Source organism: Enterobacter sp. KB-280D8 (assembly GCF_041399405.1).
Taxonomy (GTDB): Bacteria; Pseudomonadota; Gammaproteobacteria; order Enterobacterales; family Enterobacteriaceae; genus Enterobacter; species Enterobacter cloacae_N.
The window spans coordinates 911,902-928,123 of sequence record NZ_JBGKEC010000002.1 but is presented as its reverse complement, the minus strand read 5'-3'; the positions used below and the strand labels follow the sequence as shown (position 1 = coordinate 928,123).

Annotated in this window: 9 protein-coding genes; 5 read left to right on the top strand and 4 right to left on the bottom strand. The window is 55.1% G+C overall.

Going from position 1 to position 16,222, the window contains the following annotated elements; translation table 11 throughout:
* Positions 1-81: 81 nt before the first annotated feature.
* Entirely contained in the window at positions 82-1,683 is a 1,602-nt protein-coding gene (locus tag AB8818_RS09900; protein WP_269837462.1) for a glycosyl hydrolase family 18 protein, read from the top strand.
* Between the two features lie 64 nt (positions 1,684-1,747).
* Positions 1,748-2,275 carry a cytochrome b gene (locus tag AB8818_RS09895; RefSeq protein WP_163331086.1) on the top strand — a complete coding sequence of 176 codons (528 nt, stop codon included), beginning with the start codon at positions 1,748-1,750 and terminating at the stop codon, positions 2,273-2,275.
* Here AB8818_RS09895 and AB8818_RS09890 read toward each other — a convergent pair.
* Entirely contained in the window at positions 2,238-3,371 is a 1,134-nt protein-coding gene (locus AB8818_RS09890) for a hypothetical protein (RefSeq protein WP_192984668.1), read from the bottom strand. The genes AB8818_RS09895 and AB8818_RS09890 overlap by 38 nt on opposite strands.
* Before the next feature lie 230 nt (positions 3,372-3,601).
* On the opposite strand from AB8818_RS09890, the gene AB8818_RS09885 reads away from it, so the two are divergent.
* Together AB8818_RS09885 and AB8818_RS09880 are read left to right on the top strand one after the other, a co-directional pair.
* Positions 3,602-3,820, top strand: a complete 219-nt coding sequence (locus AB8818_RS09885; RefSeq protein WP_116344043.1) for an ANR family transcriptional regulator — start codon at positions 3,602-3,604, stop codon at positions 3,818-3,820.
* Between the two features lie 45 nt (positions 3,821-3,865).
* Positions 3,866-4,615 carry an A24 family peptidase gene (locus tag AB8818_RS09880; RefSeq protein WP_192984666.1) on the top strand — a complete coding sequence of 250 codons (750 nt, stop codon included), beginning with the start codon at positions 3,866-3,868 and terminating at the stop codon, positions 4,613-4,615.
* Positions 4,616-4,731: 116 nt separating this feature from the next.
* Here AB8818_RS09880 and AB8818_RS09875 read toward each other — a convergent pair whose 3' ends face one another.
* The 3 genes from AB8818_RS09875 to AB8818_RS09865 all read right to left on the bottom strand — a co-directional run bounded on the left by AB8818_RS09875 (position 4,732) and on the right by AB8818_RS09865 (position 9,099).
* Entirely contained in the window at positions 4,732-6,498 is a 1,767-nt protein-coding gene (locus AB8818_RS09875) for a lytic polysaccharide monooxygenase (protein ID WP_192984664.1), read from the bottom strand.
* Between the two features lie 16 nt (positions 6,499-6,514).
* Positions 6,515-6,952 (bottom strand): hypothetical protein, encoded by a 438-nt coding sequence (locus tag AB8818_RS09870; protein ID WP_192984663.1) that lies wholly within the window; start codon positions 6,950-6,952, stop codon positions 6,515-6,517.
* A gap of 374 nt (positions 6,953-7,326) precedes the next feature.
* The gene (locus tag AB8818_RS09865; protein ID WP_316387374.1) at positions 7,327-9,099 is read right to left on the bottom strand and encodes a S8 family serine peptidase; all 1,773 of its coding nucleotides are present in this window, start codon (positions 9,097-9,099) and stop codon (positions 7,327-7,329) included.
* 688 nt (positions 9,100-9,787) lie between these two features.
* Between AB8818_RS09865 and AB8818_RS09860 the strand changes: the two genes are divergently transcribed.
* Positions 9,788-16,201, top strand: coding sequence for an inverse autotransporter beta domain-containing protein (locus tag AB8818_RS09860; protein WP_371199866.1), 6,414 nt, complete (start codon positions 9,788-9,790; stop codon positions 16,199-16,201).
* Positions 16,202-16,222: the final 21 nt, after the last annotated feature.

The following is a 16,222-nucleotide window of genomic DNA, read 5'->3' as shown; positions in this document are numbered from 1 at the left end:
TGTTCTCCTGTTTTCAGGGAGATGAATATCCTATCTTGCGGGACAGGATTTCATTATTAAACCTGGAGCAGGATATCTCCCATGTTAAAGAAAAATAAAATATCTCTGAGCGCTATTGCCGCAGGCCTGGCGTTAAGCGGAATGCTGGTCAGCACGTTTAGCCATGCGGCCGCAACCGACGCCGCCTCACAGATGCCGGATATCAGTCAGAAAAAAATTCTCGTCGGTTATTGGCACAACTGGGGAATTAACCCGGAAGAGATAGACAAAGCGCGCGGCTATCAGGGAGGCTTACCTTCTGATATGTCGCTGCGTGAGGTGCCGAGAGGCTACAACGTCGTCAACGTCTCCTTCATGAAAGTCATGGATGGGCAGAGCGGGAATATCCCCACCTTCAAACCCTACAACGCGAGCGATGAGGAGTTCCGCGCTCAGGTTGCAGAGCTGAACGAGCAGGGGCGCGCGGTGTTGATTTCACTGGGCGGCGCTGACGCGCACATTGCACTGAACAAAGACCAGACTGAAGCGCTTGCGGCGGAGATTATTCGCCTGACCGATCGCTATGGTTTTGATGGTCTTGATATCGACCTGGAGCAGACGGCCATTACCGCGGCTGACAACAGTACGGTGATCCCGGCGGCGCTGAAAATGGTGCGCGACCATTATCAGCAGCAGGGCAAACACTTCATCATCAGCATGGCGCCAGAGTTCCCTTATCTTCAGTCCGATCGCGGGGTGAACTACAAAGCCTACCTGCAAAATCTTGAGGGCGTGTATGACTTTATCGCTCCACAGTATTACAACCAGGCGGGCGACGGCGTGAATATGATGACGCAGGAGGAGAAGGACGAAGTCGGTGAATGGTGGCTGCCGCAGGAATGGGGGAAGGGCTATAGCGACCGTCAAAAAGAGCTTTTCCTTTACTATCTCACCGACAGCCTGGCAAACGGGACGCGCGGGTATGTGAAGATCCCGGCGAACAAGCTGGTGATTGGTCTTCCGGCCAACCCGGATGCGGCAGGAACCGGCTATGTGCGAGACGCGCAGAGTGTCTTTAACGCACTTTCGCGACTGGAAGCGAAAAATGAAGCGGTAAAAGGGCTCATGACCTGGTCAGTGAACTGGGACAATGGCAACACTAAAAATGGTCAACATTACGGCTATGAATTCCTGAACCGCTACCAGAGCATCCTTGACGGCAGTCTGCCGGATGGGGGCGACGAAACAGATACTCAGGCGCCAACACAGGTGCAGGGCGTGCAGGCCACGCTGAAGGGGCAGGATGTTTCGCTCAGCTGGCTGCCGGCTAAGGATAATACTGGCGTGGCGGGGTATGCCATCTGGCGCGGTCTGGAAAAGATCGGTGATACCCGTGAACTCAACTTTACCGACAGCCAAACCACGCCGGGTGTGACCTACCGCTACACGGTTATCGCCTATGACGCCGCCGATAACTACGCCGCCCCGAGCCAGGCGGTGACCGTTACCGTGCCTGAAGGTGACGAAGGCACTGGCGAAGAGGGCGGTCAGGGTGGCAACGCCACAGCGTTCACACCGGGAACCGTCTATGCGGTGGGGGATAAAGTGCTCTATGAGGGCAAGGTTTACCGCTGTCAGATTGGCCATACAGGTGCCAGCCATTGGTCGCCGGATCGGGCCCGCAACTTGTGGGTAGCTGAATAACCTCTTTTATAAACAGCATGGCTTCTCAGGGAGCCGTGCTGTTATGTTTTACAGGACAACGACTATGCAAACTTCTCTGGTTATTGCCAAACGTTACGATCGGTTTTCTCGCCTTCTGCACTGGGTGGTCGCAGCCGTCATTATCTACGCGATGTGCATGGGCTATATTCTGCACGCGCTGGAAGGAACCCGCTGGTTTACCTTCTTTTCCGTGCTGAATATGTCGCTTGGTACCATCGCCACGCCCATCATGATGGTGCGTTTCGTCTGGCGCTTCTTCCGCCCTTCGGTGCCCTATCCGGCCACGGTGGCCGGACGTAAAAAACAGCTGGTCGTATTTATTCATGAGCTGTTTTATCTGACCATAATGGTGGTGCTGGTTAGCGGTTTTCTGATGCTGCAAAAAGATTACAACCTGTTTGGTCTGGTGCCGGTTTCCCGCCCGATTGCCATCGCCGAAGTGAATGCGTTTTTCTTCCAGGTGCATCGCTATAGCTGCATTCTGCTGGGCTTAATTCTGCTTGGGCATGTCGCGGCGGTGTTGAAATACACCTTTAGCGGGCAGCGGGAGATCCTGCAGCGGATGCTGTGAGAAAGAGGCTCACTCCCCCCATCAGATGCGCGGTGTTATCGATCCTTTGAAACATCACCATCCCGCGCATCTGCCTTCCCTGCAGCGTTTGCAGGACAACTTCCCGGGCAAAGCTGTTTTCACCCTGTCTTGAGTACCAGGCGCGAAAATCGGGCAGGAACGACGTATCGCAGTGTGCGTCCAGAAGCGTCAGGGTGCTTAGCGTCTTTTCCTCATCCGGGAAGAGCGCTTCCGTGCTGCCTTGCCAGTGGATCTCCTCCTCCGGCATCGAAAGGCGAAACACGACGCATGAACCCGTTTGCGACAGGCGGATCATGATGGCACTGGCGCTGGTCGCGAGCGCCTGCTGCTGTTGGATCCAGCGGCGATACTGATATAAGCAGTTGGCAAAAATCGCCGAAAATACCAGATACCACTGCGCCTGCCAGATTGCCGGGATGAGATCGGGCGTTAGCGTGTAAAAAATCCCTTCTCGCTGCTGGGTCGCCAGCACCACAATCAGGTACTGGATAAGCAGCAGAGCGCCGACACCGCGTCCGGAAAGCGCAAACACGCTCAGTAAAACCACCGTTGTTTGCACCAGCAGCAAGTTTAGCCCTTGCCAGAGCGGGGGCAGGAGAAAGTAGCCCGTAATCAGCGCAAGCGTATTCGCGGCAAGGATCAGAGCTTCCCGCCCGTTAACGTGCTGGCGCGACGGCATCTTGTTCTCCCGCAACAGCGGCAGAATGGCGAGAATGCCGGTTAACGCCGCCAGCACCCAGGAAAAAAAATGCAGTGGCGCAATTGGATACCCTGACAGCAGCAGTGCCAGATTAAGCAGCAGGCTGCCGCAAAAAATGCTGAGTATTAACTGCAGGGGATAGACCAGCTCACCAATAATCGGCCTGCGCGCAAAACGCAGCGCAGGCAGCTGCGCATTCAGACGAAAGACGGCGACGCAAAGCGGAAAAATCGCAACGTCGAAAAGGGCGAACAGGCACGCCAGTGCGAGCGGACGGCCTATCCAGACCCCAACAAACACATGCAGCAGGCCAGCGGTAGCCAGCCACAGCGGCCACTCGCGCGGGGCTGTTAGCCATAACGCGGCGAAGAGCAACGGCGCCGGGAACCAGAGCGTGGTGGAGAGGCTCCAGCTATCCCGCGTGTGAAAGCTCAGGAATGCCAGCAGGATATAGAGACCCGAAAAGGCCAGCCAGCGGATGATATTGGTAACCAGCGTTGTTCTCCCACTGAGGCGTTCAGCGTTAATCAGGTATTTATCATTTTAATCTCAATTATTTTATCGTCGCTATTGATACGCTGGGATTTTTTCAAAAGGAATTAACAATGGACTGGCAAAGCGACAAACACGATCCTGCTACCGTTTGGTTTTCACTTTCTTCCCGTGCGGCAGAGCATGAGCAGGGAAAGCAGTGGCATATCGCGGCATTATTGTGGAAAGAGGCGGCGCAATATGCAAAAGTGCATCTGAATATCGAGTGGGCAAACCTGCGCGGTGAATTTTGTGCTTTACGTGCAAACAGGATGCCTAAATACAACGAGTAGGCTCTGCTATTATCGGATATTGCATGTTCCTCAGAGTGTTGAACCATGATAGAGAGTGTAATACTCGTTTTTAGTGTTTTACTGGGTGCCGTTATCGGCAGCTTTTGCAACGTCATTATTTATCGGCTCCCCTTGATTCTCCACGGTGAAGCACTTTCTTTATCGTGGCCTGCTTCCCATTGCCCCCGCTGTAAAAAACCCATTAAATTTCGTCACAATGTACCTCTGATTGGCTGGCTACTGCTGCGCGGACGCTGCGCCAGCTGTGGTCAGGCAATATCGTGGCGCTATCCGCTGGTTGAAGCGCTTATGGCGCTGCTGTACGGGGTGATTATCTGGCAGCAGGGCGTCACGCCGCAAAGCCTGTTCGACGTGCTGGCGGTGACGTTTTTGCTGCCGCTGCTGTTTATCGACCTGCGCACCATGCTCCTGCCCGATCGTCTGACACTCCCGCTGCTGGCGTTGTCGTTGGCGTTTGCCGCCAGCGGCTATAGCCGGGTTGAGCCAATGCAGGCATTAATCGCCGCTCTGCTGGGCTTTGGTGTGCCCTGGACGCTCTCTTTACTGTTCCGTTTGTTGCGCGGTCATGAAGGTATGGGGATGGGGGATATGAAACTGCTGGCGGCGCTCGGGGCGTGGCTTGGCCCGCTGGCGCTGCTGGATGTTTTTGTTGCCTCTACGCTGCTGGCGCTGGTCACGGCGCTGATTCTGTTGCGGATCAAGCCCGGTCAACCGTTTCCCTTCGGCCCGTATCCGATTATCGCCGCGATAGGGTGGGTGGTGTTATACCGATAAAAAAGCGCCGGAAGGAAGGGGCGATTTCCGGCGCAAAATGATAACGAAAGTGTAGGCAGGGAATGATAATGTGAGGCACGGGTCAGTGAAGACCCGGCCAGAGTTAACTTACAGTATTATTTGCACTCTTTAGGCATGTTGGCAGCACCTTCTTTCTTCCAGACGCCCCATTCGCCATCGGAGCCAGGCTTAACGCCTCGGGTTTCCCAGCTGTTCAGCCAGATGTTGCCTTCATAGCTCACTTTTTCACAAGGTGTCTTGTAAGTCTTGCTGTGGTCCCAGGCTTTTACATCGGTTTGCGCCGGGCGCAGTTTAATCACCTTCGTTGCCGTGGAGACTTTACCGTTATCAGGCGCCGTCACTTTCACCTGCAGCGTCACGTCCACATTGTCGGTATACGGATGTTTACCCATGAGGTTGGTGCTGAAGTTATTCGGTGACGAGATCTGAATCTTATCGGCGTGATTCAGTGCGGACCATTCAATTTTTGCCCCCTTTAACGAGTCATTATTTTTGGACACGACGGCGGCAGCAATAACGTCACTGCCAACGATGGTGTCCTGGTTGTTGCCCGTATTGATCTGCACATCAGAAGCCTGCTGCGCTTCCTTCACGGTCACCGTGATATCGTCGGAGTGGGCTTTGCCATTTTTGGCCGTAACCGTCAGGCGATAGGTCACTTTACCGATTTTGCCGGGCTTAATCAGCGCACGGGCTTTTGCCGCGTGGACGGTTGAAACCCATTCGCCACCGTTAGCGACCTGCAACGCACCAATGTCCTGACCAGAGACGATAGTCCATTGATATTTTTCAGCATTGACGCTTGCGGAACCGTTGAGGTCATAACCACGAGAATCACTGTTGCTGGTCACGGTGAAGTCACTGCCTGCCTTCGCCTCCGGTGCCGTGTTACCCGCGTCTGCTTTGGCATTCAGGGTCACGGTTTTTGAATCACTCTCGTTTTTGGCGTTGGTGACGGTCAGCTTAACGTTGACGCTAAAATCGTTCTCAGGTTTAGCCTTCAGGCGAATGCTGGCCTTAGCACTGGTGCTGTTCTCCAGAATGACCTTGTCGGCATTGCTGGTGACGGCCCAGCTGTACTTCAGCTCTTTCCCTGTAGAGGCGCTACCGTCCAGCGACAGCGCGCTGGTTGACAGGTTATGGCTGGATGGCGTGACGTTGGCCACCGGTTTGCTAATGACTTCACCGCCGAAATCAACGTCGATCATCTGATAAAATGCGTTATCGGTATCACGCACGCGCCAGACGGCATAAATTTTCTGTTTACCTTCACGCTCCGGTACATCGCAGGTGTGGGTTTCGAAGCCTGTCGGGATCGAAATATCGGCAGAAGGGTTGCCTGGTGCGTAGGTATAAACCTTGTGGCAGAAAGGTTTATCTTCAAACATCGCTCTGGTCAGGCGCGAATCCGCTCCCGGCATAGAGTGCCAGTCCGGCTTCGTAATGTAATAGGTAAAATAGGTGGTACGGTGCTTAGCCGGTAAATGCCATTTAAACTGGTGCGGGCCCGCAGACATCGGGTTGTTATAGGTATTCTGCTTTTCGTCATCCAGCTTGCTGAAGGCAGGAGTAGCCGTTGAGCCACCGCTTGCGAGTTTTCCATCCTGCGGGAACTGGAACAGCTGTTCGTTAGCGATCGGGGTTGGGCTCATATCGTTGCCAGCCGGGAGCTTTGGCGCTTCCACGGCGTCAGCAGGCCAGACGTTACTATGTTCACCTTTATCATTCATCGGCGGGAAATGAATCACCGAACGGGATTTTGGTTCAAAAACATAGCCATGTGCCAGCGCGCTCGTGGAATACATGCCAATCAATGCCACGGCTAACGCCGACGTAATATTATTCATCTTGAGTAGTTTCAAAATAATCTTCCCTGAATTAATTGAAGGACACTTCTACGTGAGTGAGGGGATTGTTCCCTTTGGCATACACCTTATTCGGCTGAGACTCATCGGGCGTAATCTCGCCGTTGCTGTGCTGGAAACCGGCACGCAGATCGGGATGCTGCTGGTTGATGGCCTGGGCAAGAGCGTAGGACCAGTGTGCCTCTTCGCCAGCAAGAATGGTGACGCGGGTCTCCAGGTCAGGCAGTTCGGTTGCGTCGTTAAAGAAGCGCGCGCGAATCGTTTGCCCTTCAACGACCTTCACTTTCGCACCGTTGACGGCACGTTCCAGTGAACCAAGTTCTTTCATGCAGTTCTGGTGACCCTGTTCGCAGTTTGCCGCTGGCGAGGTCGTGGCGGCGTTGGCTGAAACGCTGACGCCCGCCCCTGCCAGTAATGAGGCAAGGACAAAAGCAGATCCTGTTAATTTCATAAGTTCCCTTATTAATGACTGAACAATAACGAAAGGTAAATCTCACCTGCAGAGCAGGTAAAAAATGGCGTTATTACCGTGTGATAACAGGGACAAATAGTACCGGGAGGAGACAACTGGCTTGAATAAGAGACTTCTCTGGGCCATTAAGAGTCGGGGAGTTTCGGCAGAGAAGAGCGGCCGGTCATGCTGTTAAGAGGCTGGAGAGCGATATGGGGTGAAATGGCCAATATCAATCCTTTACTCTTTATATTCAAATATGAGCGTATATCGTTTTTTTAAATGTCTTTTTTACGAATTTCCTGCGTGTTGAGTTAATAAAATAAAGCCTGGCTTACATCCAGGCTTTACAATTATGTTAACCAAACAGGTATTTAAGGGCAGCTATTATTGGCTGCATCCGACGCTCGCCATGCCCCCCACTCACCGCCGCGTCCCGGCTCCTCTTGTCCGGCATTGACATACCACTGATTCAGCCAGATTTTGCCGTTATGCGATACGCGGGTACATTTCACCGGGTAGGCTATGCGTGGGTTATACGCTTCTGCGTTGTCGTCAGGAATATCAGGTAATTGCGGTTTTTTCACCGTTACGGTGATCTTCTCAGCGCTCACGCTTCCGTCTTTGCCCGTGACGGTTAACCAGTAGGTCGCTTCCCCGTCAGTATTAGCGGGAATGAGTGCCCGGACGGTAGGGCCTGAAAATTCACGTACCCAGCCTCCGGCCTGTTTCTCCTGTAGCCAGAATTTGCCTGTACTGTTTTTGTCGATGGTCCATTTCCAGGAGACAGCATTCTTGCTGGCGCTGCCGTCTAACTGATACGCCCGGGAGGAATCGGTCGTGCCGGTAACGGTAAAGCTTTCTCCAGGCACAGCCTTTACTTCCTCCTTATCTTCCTCTTTAAGTTCCAGAATCCTCGCCACCGCTTTCGCCATATTTGGGTGAGTACCCACTTTCGCTGAATCGCCTGCCGCTAAAGATGTACCGGTTTCCTGCAGGATGGTACGCATCTGTTGAGGCGTGACGGTGATGTTGTGAGCTTTTGCAATGGCCGACAGGCTGGCGACCACGCCTGCGATAATCGGGTTCGCGGAGGAGGTGCCGGAGAAACTTGAGGTGTATTCCGCGTTTTTTATGCTATGCAAACCGCCATAACCCGTAGTAACCACATCCCAGCATCCCCAGCTGGCGCTGGTCACGCGTGAACCATAGGTACTGAAAGAGGCTTTTTTGCCATTGTCAGCGCAGAATGCACCCGCGATGATCGCACCGGAATCCCGTTTTTTAACGTCAAATTTTCCGTTAAATCCAGCATGATCGAGGTTGATATTGCCATTGCCTGCCGCCTCGATAACGTGCACGCCTTTGTCCGTCAGCGCTTTAATCACGTCATAATAGGCAGGGGCGTTTTCCTGGGGGACATAGCAAGAGGAGGTACAGCCTGTCACATCCCCTCCGCCGGTCTGCATGCCAATTTGCACCACATCTCCTGCCTGGAGTCTGGGGATCATGTTGTAGAGGTGATTGGCCTGCCATTTGACGTATCCCATACGAGCGTTCCACGTCAGGCCTTTGATGCCCGCATTGATATCTTTCGCCGCCATAATCCCGACGGAGCTGGTGTCGTGATCTTCGCCCGGCGTATAGCGCGTATCACCTTCATGGAAATCGATCGGCGGCAAATTCACATGGCTGGTATTCCACGCATTGTTTTCCATTGAGACCAGCGAAATGCCGCTTCCATCGTGTCCTGAATACTGGCTCACGCTGTCGCGATTTACGCCACCCATGTAATAGCCGGGCCGTTTTTCATCTGGTGATTTGGTGTAATCCTGCAGTCCACGAAAATCCGGGACGGTGGTCCGGTTGGGACTATTCAGGGCATAGCTTAGTCCGGAATAGGGCGGCACGTCAGGAATGTTGGCACCCTTCTCCAGCGACACCGGCATGGATTCCGGGTAAGCCAGCTCAATATCTTGTCGCGTCGCCAGTTCATTAATTACGTTATTGATATATGCCGTGTCATGTTGCTTATTGGCTGGCAGCGCTATACGTAAGTAACGATTAAAGCCATAGCGTTCATTAAGCGCATCCATCTCGCTTAATTCACTGCTGCGCAAATTATTTGCCGTAAATAACGGACTCACAGACAGGGTGCTGTCGCGTAATGAAAAGGGCGATGACTTATTGAGCGTCGTCCCGGGTTTTAATTTCACGATAACGGAGAGATACGAAGTGCCTTCCCAGGCTTGCTCATGCGTGACGGAGTTCTGCGCAAAAGAGGGGGCACTCAGTAGTGCACAAATTAGCAGGGCCAGTCCAGTTTTATTCATGTCAACGATCGTCCTTATAAAATGCCATCCAGAGTATTGCGGGAACCATCCTGCCATGCGGGGAAATTCCCCTTAAGAAGAAGGTCAGCGATGAAATTGCGAGATGTCTGGCCCGTGTAGAGAATTTCCTGCTCAGGAAAATATAAGGCTGAAATTTGGCTGATGAATTTATGAGGTGGGCTGAAAAAACTGTTAATCATCAATGCATAAGTATTGAATTTAATGAGGAACGGAAAATCTCATGAACATCTCCTGAGTGCTGTATGGAGTTTAAGAATTATCTGGAACTTAATATCACTAACCAGGGAGTTTAATTAATAAGGGATGCGTCACAATGCCCGGTGTTTCATATTGTTCTTTACGTCAAAAATTATCCGTGTGGGTAATCCTCTTACATTATTTATTTTCCATCTTTTTGCTTACGGTCCCCCCCGTCGCGCGGGCGCAAAATGAAACCCGTGCGACAGTTGAAAGCGAAAGCAATCAACCCCTGCGGGATAAAATGGCCGGCATATGGGGAAGCGCCCAACAAAACGGCGCGGGTGATGCCTTGCGCGGCGCGGCAAACAGCGAGGTAAATGCCGCATTAACGCAGGAGGTGGAAGCGTGGTTAAACCATACCGGCGGGAAAGCCCGCGTTACGGCAGATGTCGGTATTGGCGGGAGCGATAGTCGCGATTTTGGGCTGGACTATCTGTGGCCGGTTAAAATCTGGCAACACGACATTCTGTTCACTCAGATGAGTGCACACCGCTGGAACGAGCGCGATATCCTTAACGTCGGCCTGGGCTGGCGACATACCTTTAACCCGCATTTGATGGCGGGTGGAAACCTCTTTTTCGATCAGGATGTCACGCGCCACCATAACCGAATGGGGGCGGGCGCCGAGCTGTGGAGCGATGGGATTCGTGCGTCAGCGAACTACTACCTGCCCCTGAGCGGCTGGCGTCATTCTGACGACAGCATGTTTAATGACGATCCCGACCGCTATGAACTGTATGAACGTGCCGCCCGCGGCTGGGATCTCAATCTTGAGACGGCGCTTTCACAGCACGTCGCGCTCAAAATGGGCTGGTTCCAGTGGTATGGCGACAAAGTAGACGTTAACGGCAGCCGCAGCGAGGCCAGCCGCAATCCTCACGGGCTTAACCTCGGGCTTAAGTGGCAACCTGTGCCGCTGGTAGGGGTCAGCGCGGAGCAGAGCATGATTAGCGGGCAGCGGGATAACTTCTCTGTGGGACTCAATTTCCACTGGGAGTTTGGCCGCAAACTCTCCGAAATGCTGGCAAGTGAAAATGCGGCGGCTTTACCATCGCTGATGCAGTCCCGCACAGAGTTCGTTACCCGTAATAACAACATCGTTCTTGCCTATAAGCAGGAAGAAAAAGACAGACGCCTCTATTTCACCCCTACGGAAAAAACCACGCAGGCTGGCGTGCCGCTGCTTCATGTGGTGAAAGGTGGGCAGGGGGGCGTCATTCGCTACATCTCCTCCAACACGACGATCGCGACCGTGGAGCCGGGCAGCGGTCTGGTGAACCCAACGCATCGGGGCGATGTCACCATCACCGCAACGGAAACGTCACCTGTCGATCCGGAGCACGTGTTGAGTTCCGCCAGCTATCACCTGACCGTAACGCCGGGGGATTTTGCCCCTTCCGTTGAAGGCGTTGCCATTAAAGGGGACATGTCACCCGGCAAGATCCTGGAGGGAAGTTACCTCTATAAATCCAATGAAGGGGAAGATGAAGATCCCGAGCAAACCCGGCTGCGCTGGTATGACGCAGATTCAGGCGTAGTGCTCAAGGAAGGGAGTACCACCTATGAGGTGCAAACGCGTGATATGGCCCGCACAGTGATCTTCGAAGTCACGCCAGTCAACAAAAAAGGGATCGCGGGGGAGAGTGGGGCGGCGAAAGTTACCGGTAGCGCAACGATAACCGCCCTGCGTATCGATCATCTGCTTTCACCGGGCGAGATCCGTCGTGACGGCAGCGTGAAGTTCTTCGAAGAAAGTCACGGTGCGTTGCTGCTATTAGCCGAGGTAAAAGACAGTCAGGGCTCTCCGCTGACCGATCAGATGGTGTACTGGCAGAGCAGGAACTCGCTTGGCTCGTTGTCACAAAACAGTGTACGCACCGATGAGCACGGCCAGGCGCTGGTAAAAATAGAAAACATCATGGCGGATGGCGAGGATGAAATCACGGCCTCGTTGATCCCGCCTGCCGGGATCCAGAGCAAAGCCAGCGATAACAGTGTTCAGCAGGAGAAGATGGCGCTGGTTGTCGATTTTGCCCACCCGCTTGCCATCCGCTTCGTGGCGTCTCCCGAGCGTGCAGAGGTTGCCACGGAAAATACGTTCACTATTGAAGTTACCGATCAGGATGGTAAGCCTCTGACGGTTGAAAAAAACGTTACGTGGAGCAGCAACGGTGAAACCCTGAGCGGCAAAACGGATAGCGAGGGAAGAGCATCCATCGCGCTCACCGCGCCGCAAAAAACAGCAGATAAGTGGGTGGTGAATGCCACGGTGGATACCGTGAGTAGCCCGTCCGATCCCGTAAGCCTTGAACCGGGGCCGGTGGCAAAAGTGGTGCTGGAAGTCCCGGAAAACGCGGTTGCTGGCAGCGCGGATCAAACCGTCAGCGCGCAACTGTATGACCGGTTTGATAACGCGGTTATCAGCCGTAAACAGGCTATCGCCTGGCGGATTGAAGGGAGCCAGTTCCGGGAAGCGCCCACCGGAGACAGCGATGAGCGCGGTATTGTCAGTGCAACCGTCGTGGTGCCTGAAAAAGCGCCATCGCAAGTGAAAGTCTACGCCGGTAATGAGCATAAGATTATCAATGTGAATGTCGGGAAGGTGGATCATGTCGAGCTGAAAGGCACGCCAGATACGCTGAATGCCAATGGCAGCAGTACCTCTACTCTAACCGCCATCGCGCTGGATGAGCACAACAATAGCGTGTCGGAGGTTCCCGTGAAGTGGACCCTCATCACGCAGCAGTTTGGCGCGCTGAGTAAAACGATTGAAAAAACGGATGCGGACGGCAAAGCGACGGCCACGTTTACGACCGCATCAGCGGGGGGCAATGCGCTAATTGAGATCGACATCGACGGCAAAAAACAAACGACGCAGTTGACGCTCAACGGTTACCCGATTATCCGCAGCATCACGCTGAATAAAACCGCCGGGCTGAAGGTCGGCGACACGGTAAGCGTGGAAAAGGTGGATGTGGAGCAGAACGGCGGCGGCGAGGTGACGCTGAGCTACCAGTGGCATCGTGACGGTGGCGCGATCGATGCCGCCACGTCGGACAGTTATCCCCTTACGGAGCAGGACACGGGGGCGACCCTCTTTGTGGCGGTAACTGCCACCAACGCGGCCAAAAATGAAGGGTATAAGGTGTCGTCGAAAACGGAGCCGGTGGTCGGGAAGGCATCGACCGTGACGGTGAGCGCCAGCGCGGACAGCGTGGACGCGAACGGGCTTAACACCATCACCTACACCACCACGGCGAAGGACACCTTCGGCCGTGCGGTCGTGGGCGAGGCGATTACCTGGGATATCGACAAGCCGGAGCTGGTGAGCCGGGGAGAAGCCAGCGCTGTTACCGATCCGGAAGGCACGGGAACGATGACCGTCACCACGAAAAAGACCGGCGGAACCGTCACGGTGAGCGCCACGGTCAATGGTAAAAAAGGCGAGTCCGGCGCGGTGCTGAAAGGGATTCCAACAATTAAAAGCATCACCCTGAACAAAACCGCCGGGCTGAAGGTCGGCGACACGGTAAGCGTGGAAAAGGTGGACGTGGAGCAAAACGGCGGCGGCGAGGTGACGCTGAGCTATCAGTGGCATCGTGACGGTGGCGCGATCGACGGTGCCACGTCGGGCAGTTATCACCTGACGGAGCAGGACGCGGGGGCAACCCTCTTTGTGGCGGTAACCGCCACCAACGCGGCCAAAAATGAGGGGTATAAGGCGTCGTCGAAAACGGAGCCGGTGGTCGGGAAGGCATCGACCGTGACGGTGAGCGCCAGCGCGGACAGCGTGGAGGCGAACGGGCTGAACACCATTACCTACACCGCCACGGCGAAGGACCGCTTTGGCCGTGCGGTAGTCGGCGAGGCGATTGTCTGGGATATCGACAAACCGGAGCTGGTAAGCCGGGGAGAGGCCAGCGCTGCTACCGGCGCGGAAGGCGCGGGAACGATGACCGTCACCACGAAAAAGACCGGTGGAACCGTCACCGTGAGCGCCACGGTTAACGGGAAAAAAGGTGAGTCCGACGTTGAGGTTTATGGCACACCGTGGGTGACAGACCTGCATATCTCCGGCACACCGGAGGTGGGGCAGACCCTGAGGGCGGAATACACCTTCACGGCAAACGGGGCCGGTACGGATGCCTCCACCTGGCAGTGGCAGTGGAAGGAGGGGGAAGCATGGAAAAATGCTAAAGACGGAACGGCAAAAACCTTCACGCTACCGGACAGCTATGCGGGTTACAGCGTGCGGGTGGTGGTGACGCCGAAGGGCAGCAGTCACCCGTCGCTGACCGGGACGGTACAGGAGAGCCAGGCGGTGGCGGCGTACGGCGCCCCAGCGGTGGAGGGCCTGCGTATCTCCGGCACGCCGGAGGTGGGGCAGAACCTGAGAGCTGATTATACCTTTATGGCGAACGGAACCGGTGCGGATGCCTCAACCTATATCTGGGCGAGGTACGAGAAAACCAGCTGGATGCCGATCGAGGGGGCCACCGATCGGGAATATACCCTCCGGGCCGAAGATGCGGGTTACAGCATTAAAGTGACGGTAATACCGAAGGGCAGCAGCCAGCCGACGCTGGCCGGCGCGGCCCAGCCAGGCCCCGCAGTGGATGTTTATGGCGCGCCCTCGGTGACAGATCTGCGTCTCTCGGGCACGCCGGAGGTGGGTCAGGCCTTAAGGGCAGAATACACCTTCATAGCGAACGGAACCGGTGCGGATGCCTCAACCTATATCTGGGCGAGGTACGAGAAAACCAGCTGGATGCCGATTGAGGGGGCCACCGATCGGGAATACACCCTTCGGGCCGAAGATGCGGGTTACAGCATTAAAGTGACGGTAATACCGAAGGGCAGCAGCCAGCCGACGCTGACCGGGACGGTACAGAGCAGCCCGGAGGTGAACGCTTTTGGGGCGCCTTCGGTGACGAATCTGAGGGTTTCCGGCGCGCCGGAGGTGGGTAAGGTCCTCAGGGCTGAATACACCTATACGGCAAACGGAAGCGGTACGGATAACTCTACCTATATCTGGGGGAGGTACGAGAAAACCAGCTGGATGCCGATTGAGGGGGCAACTAGCCGGGAATATACTCTGCGGGCCGGAGATGCAGGTTACAGCATTAAAGTGACGGTAATACCGCAGGGCAGCAGTCAGCCACAGCTGCAGGGCGAGACACAACATAGCCCGGCGGTAGATGCGTATGGCGCGCCGACGGTGACGAACCTGAGTATTTCCGGTACGCCGGAGGTGGGGCAGACCCTGAGAGCGGATTACACCTTTACGGCGAACGGTACCGGTGCAGATGCGTCTACCTACATCTGGGGGAGATACGAGAAAACCAGCTGGATGCCGATTGAGGGGGCAACGGATCGGGAATATACCCTTCAGGCCGGGGATGCTGGGCACAGCATTAAAGTGACGGTAGTACCGGGAGGCAGTACTCAGCCGTCGCTGCCCGGCGCGGTGCAGAACAGCCCGGCGGTAGACGTTTATGGTGCGCCTTCGGTAACTGATCTGCACATCTCCGGGACGCCGAAGGTGGGGCAGACCCTGAGGGCAGAATACACCTTCAAGGCAAATGGGGCCGGGACGGATGCGTCCACCTTCCAGTGGCAATGGCAGGACGGTGCTGCATGGAAAAATGCCGCAGGCGGCACGGCAAGTACGTTCACGCTGCCGGACAGCTATGCGGGCTATAGCGTGCGCGTGGTGGTAACGCCGAAGGGAAGCAGTCACCCGTTGCTGACCGGTGTGGCACAGGAAAGTCCGCCGATGGCAGCCTATGGTGCGCCAGTAGTGACGGGGCTACGTATTTCCGGCACGCCGAAGGTGGGGCAGACCCTGAGGGCGGAATACACCTTCAAGGAAAACGGGGCCGGTACGGACGCCTCCGGCTTCCAGTGGCAGTGGCAGGACGGGGCAACATGGAAGAACGCCGCAGGCGGCACGGCAAGCACGTTCACGCTGCCGGACAGCTATGCGGGTTACAGCGTGCGGGTCGTCGTAACGCCGAAGGGCGCTGGCCAGCCGTTGCTGCCCGGAACGGTACAGAATAGCCCGGCGGTAGCGGTATATGGCGTGCCGTCTGTGGTGGGGCTGAGGATCTCCGGCACGCCGGAGGTGGGGCAGACGCTGAGCGCGGAATATACCTTCACGGCAAACGGATCGGGTTCGGATGCCTCCACCAGGCAGTGGCAGTGGAGGGATGGTCAGACGTGGAGAAATGTTGCAGGCGGCACGGCAAAAACGTTTACGCTGCCGGACAGCTATGCGGGCTATGACGTGCGGGTAGCCGTAAAGCCTAAAGGTTCAGGGCAGCCTGAGTCCGGCAATGAGGTCTTTAGTAATGCTGTCACCATAAGATCTAAGCCCGTACCTTTCGTTACAAATTTGGGATACAGCGGCAAAACCGGGGCCTGTAACAGAATAACGGCAACCTACACTTATAATGCTAATGGCGGAGCATCTGAAGGCAACACTATATTTCAGTGGAAATGGGGAAGCACCGTCGTTTCCAACGTACAAGGCGTTACTTTAGGCTATTGGGGTGAGGTCACACTGTATGTGACGCCAGTAAATAAAGACGGTATCAGAGGTAAGACGGAATCAAAAACGTTTAAAAACACGGGCTCAAGTACCTGTGATTGGTAAGTAGGTTAATTCTTTCTGAGG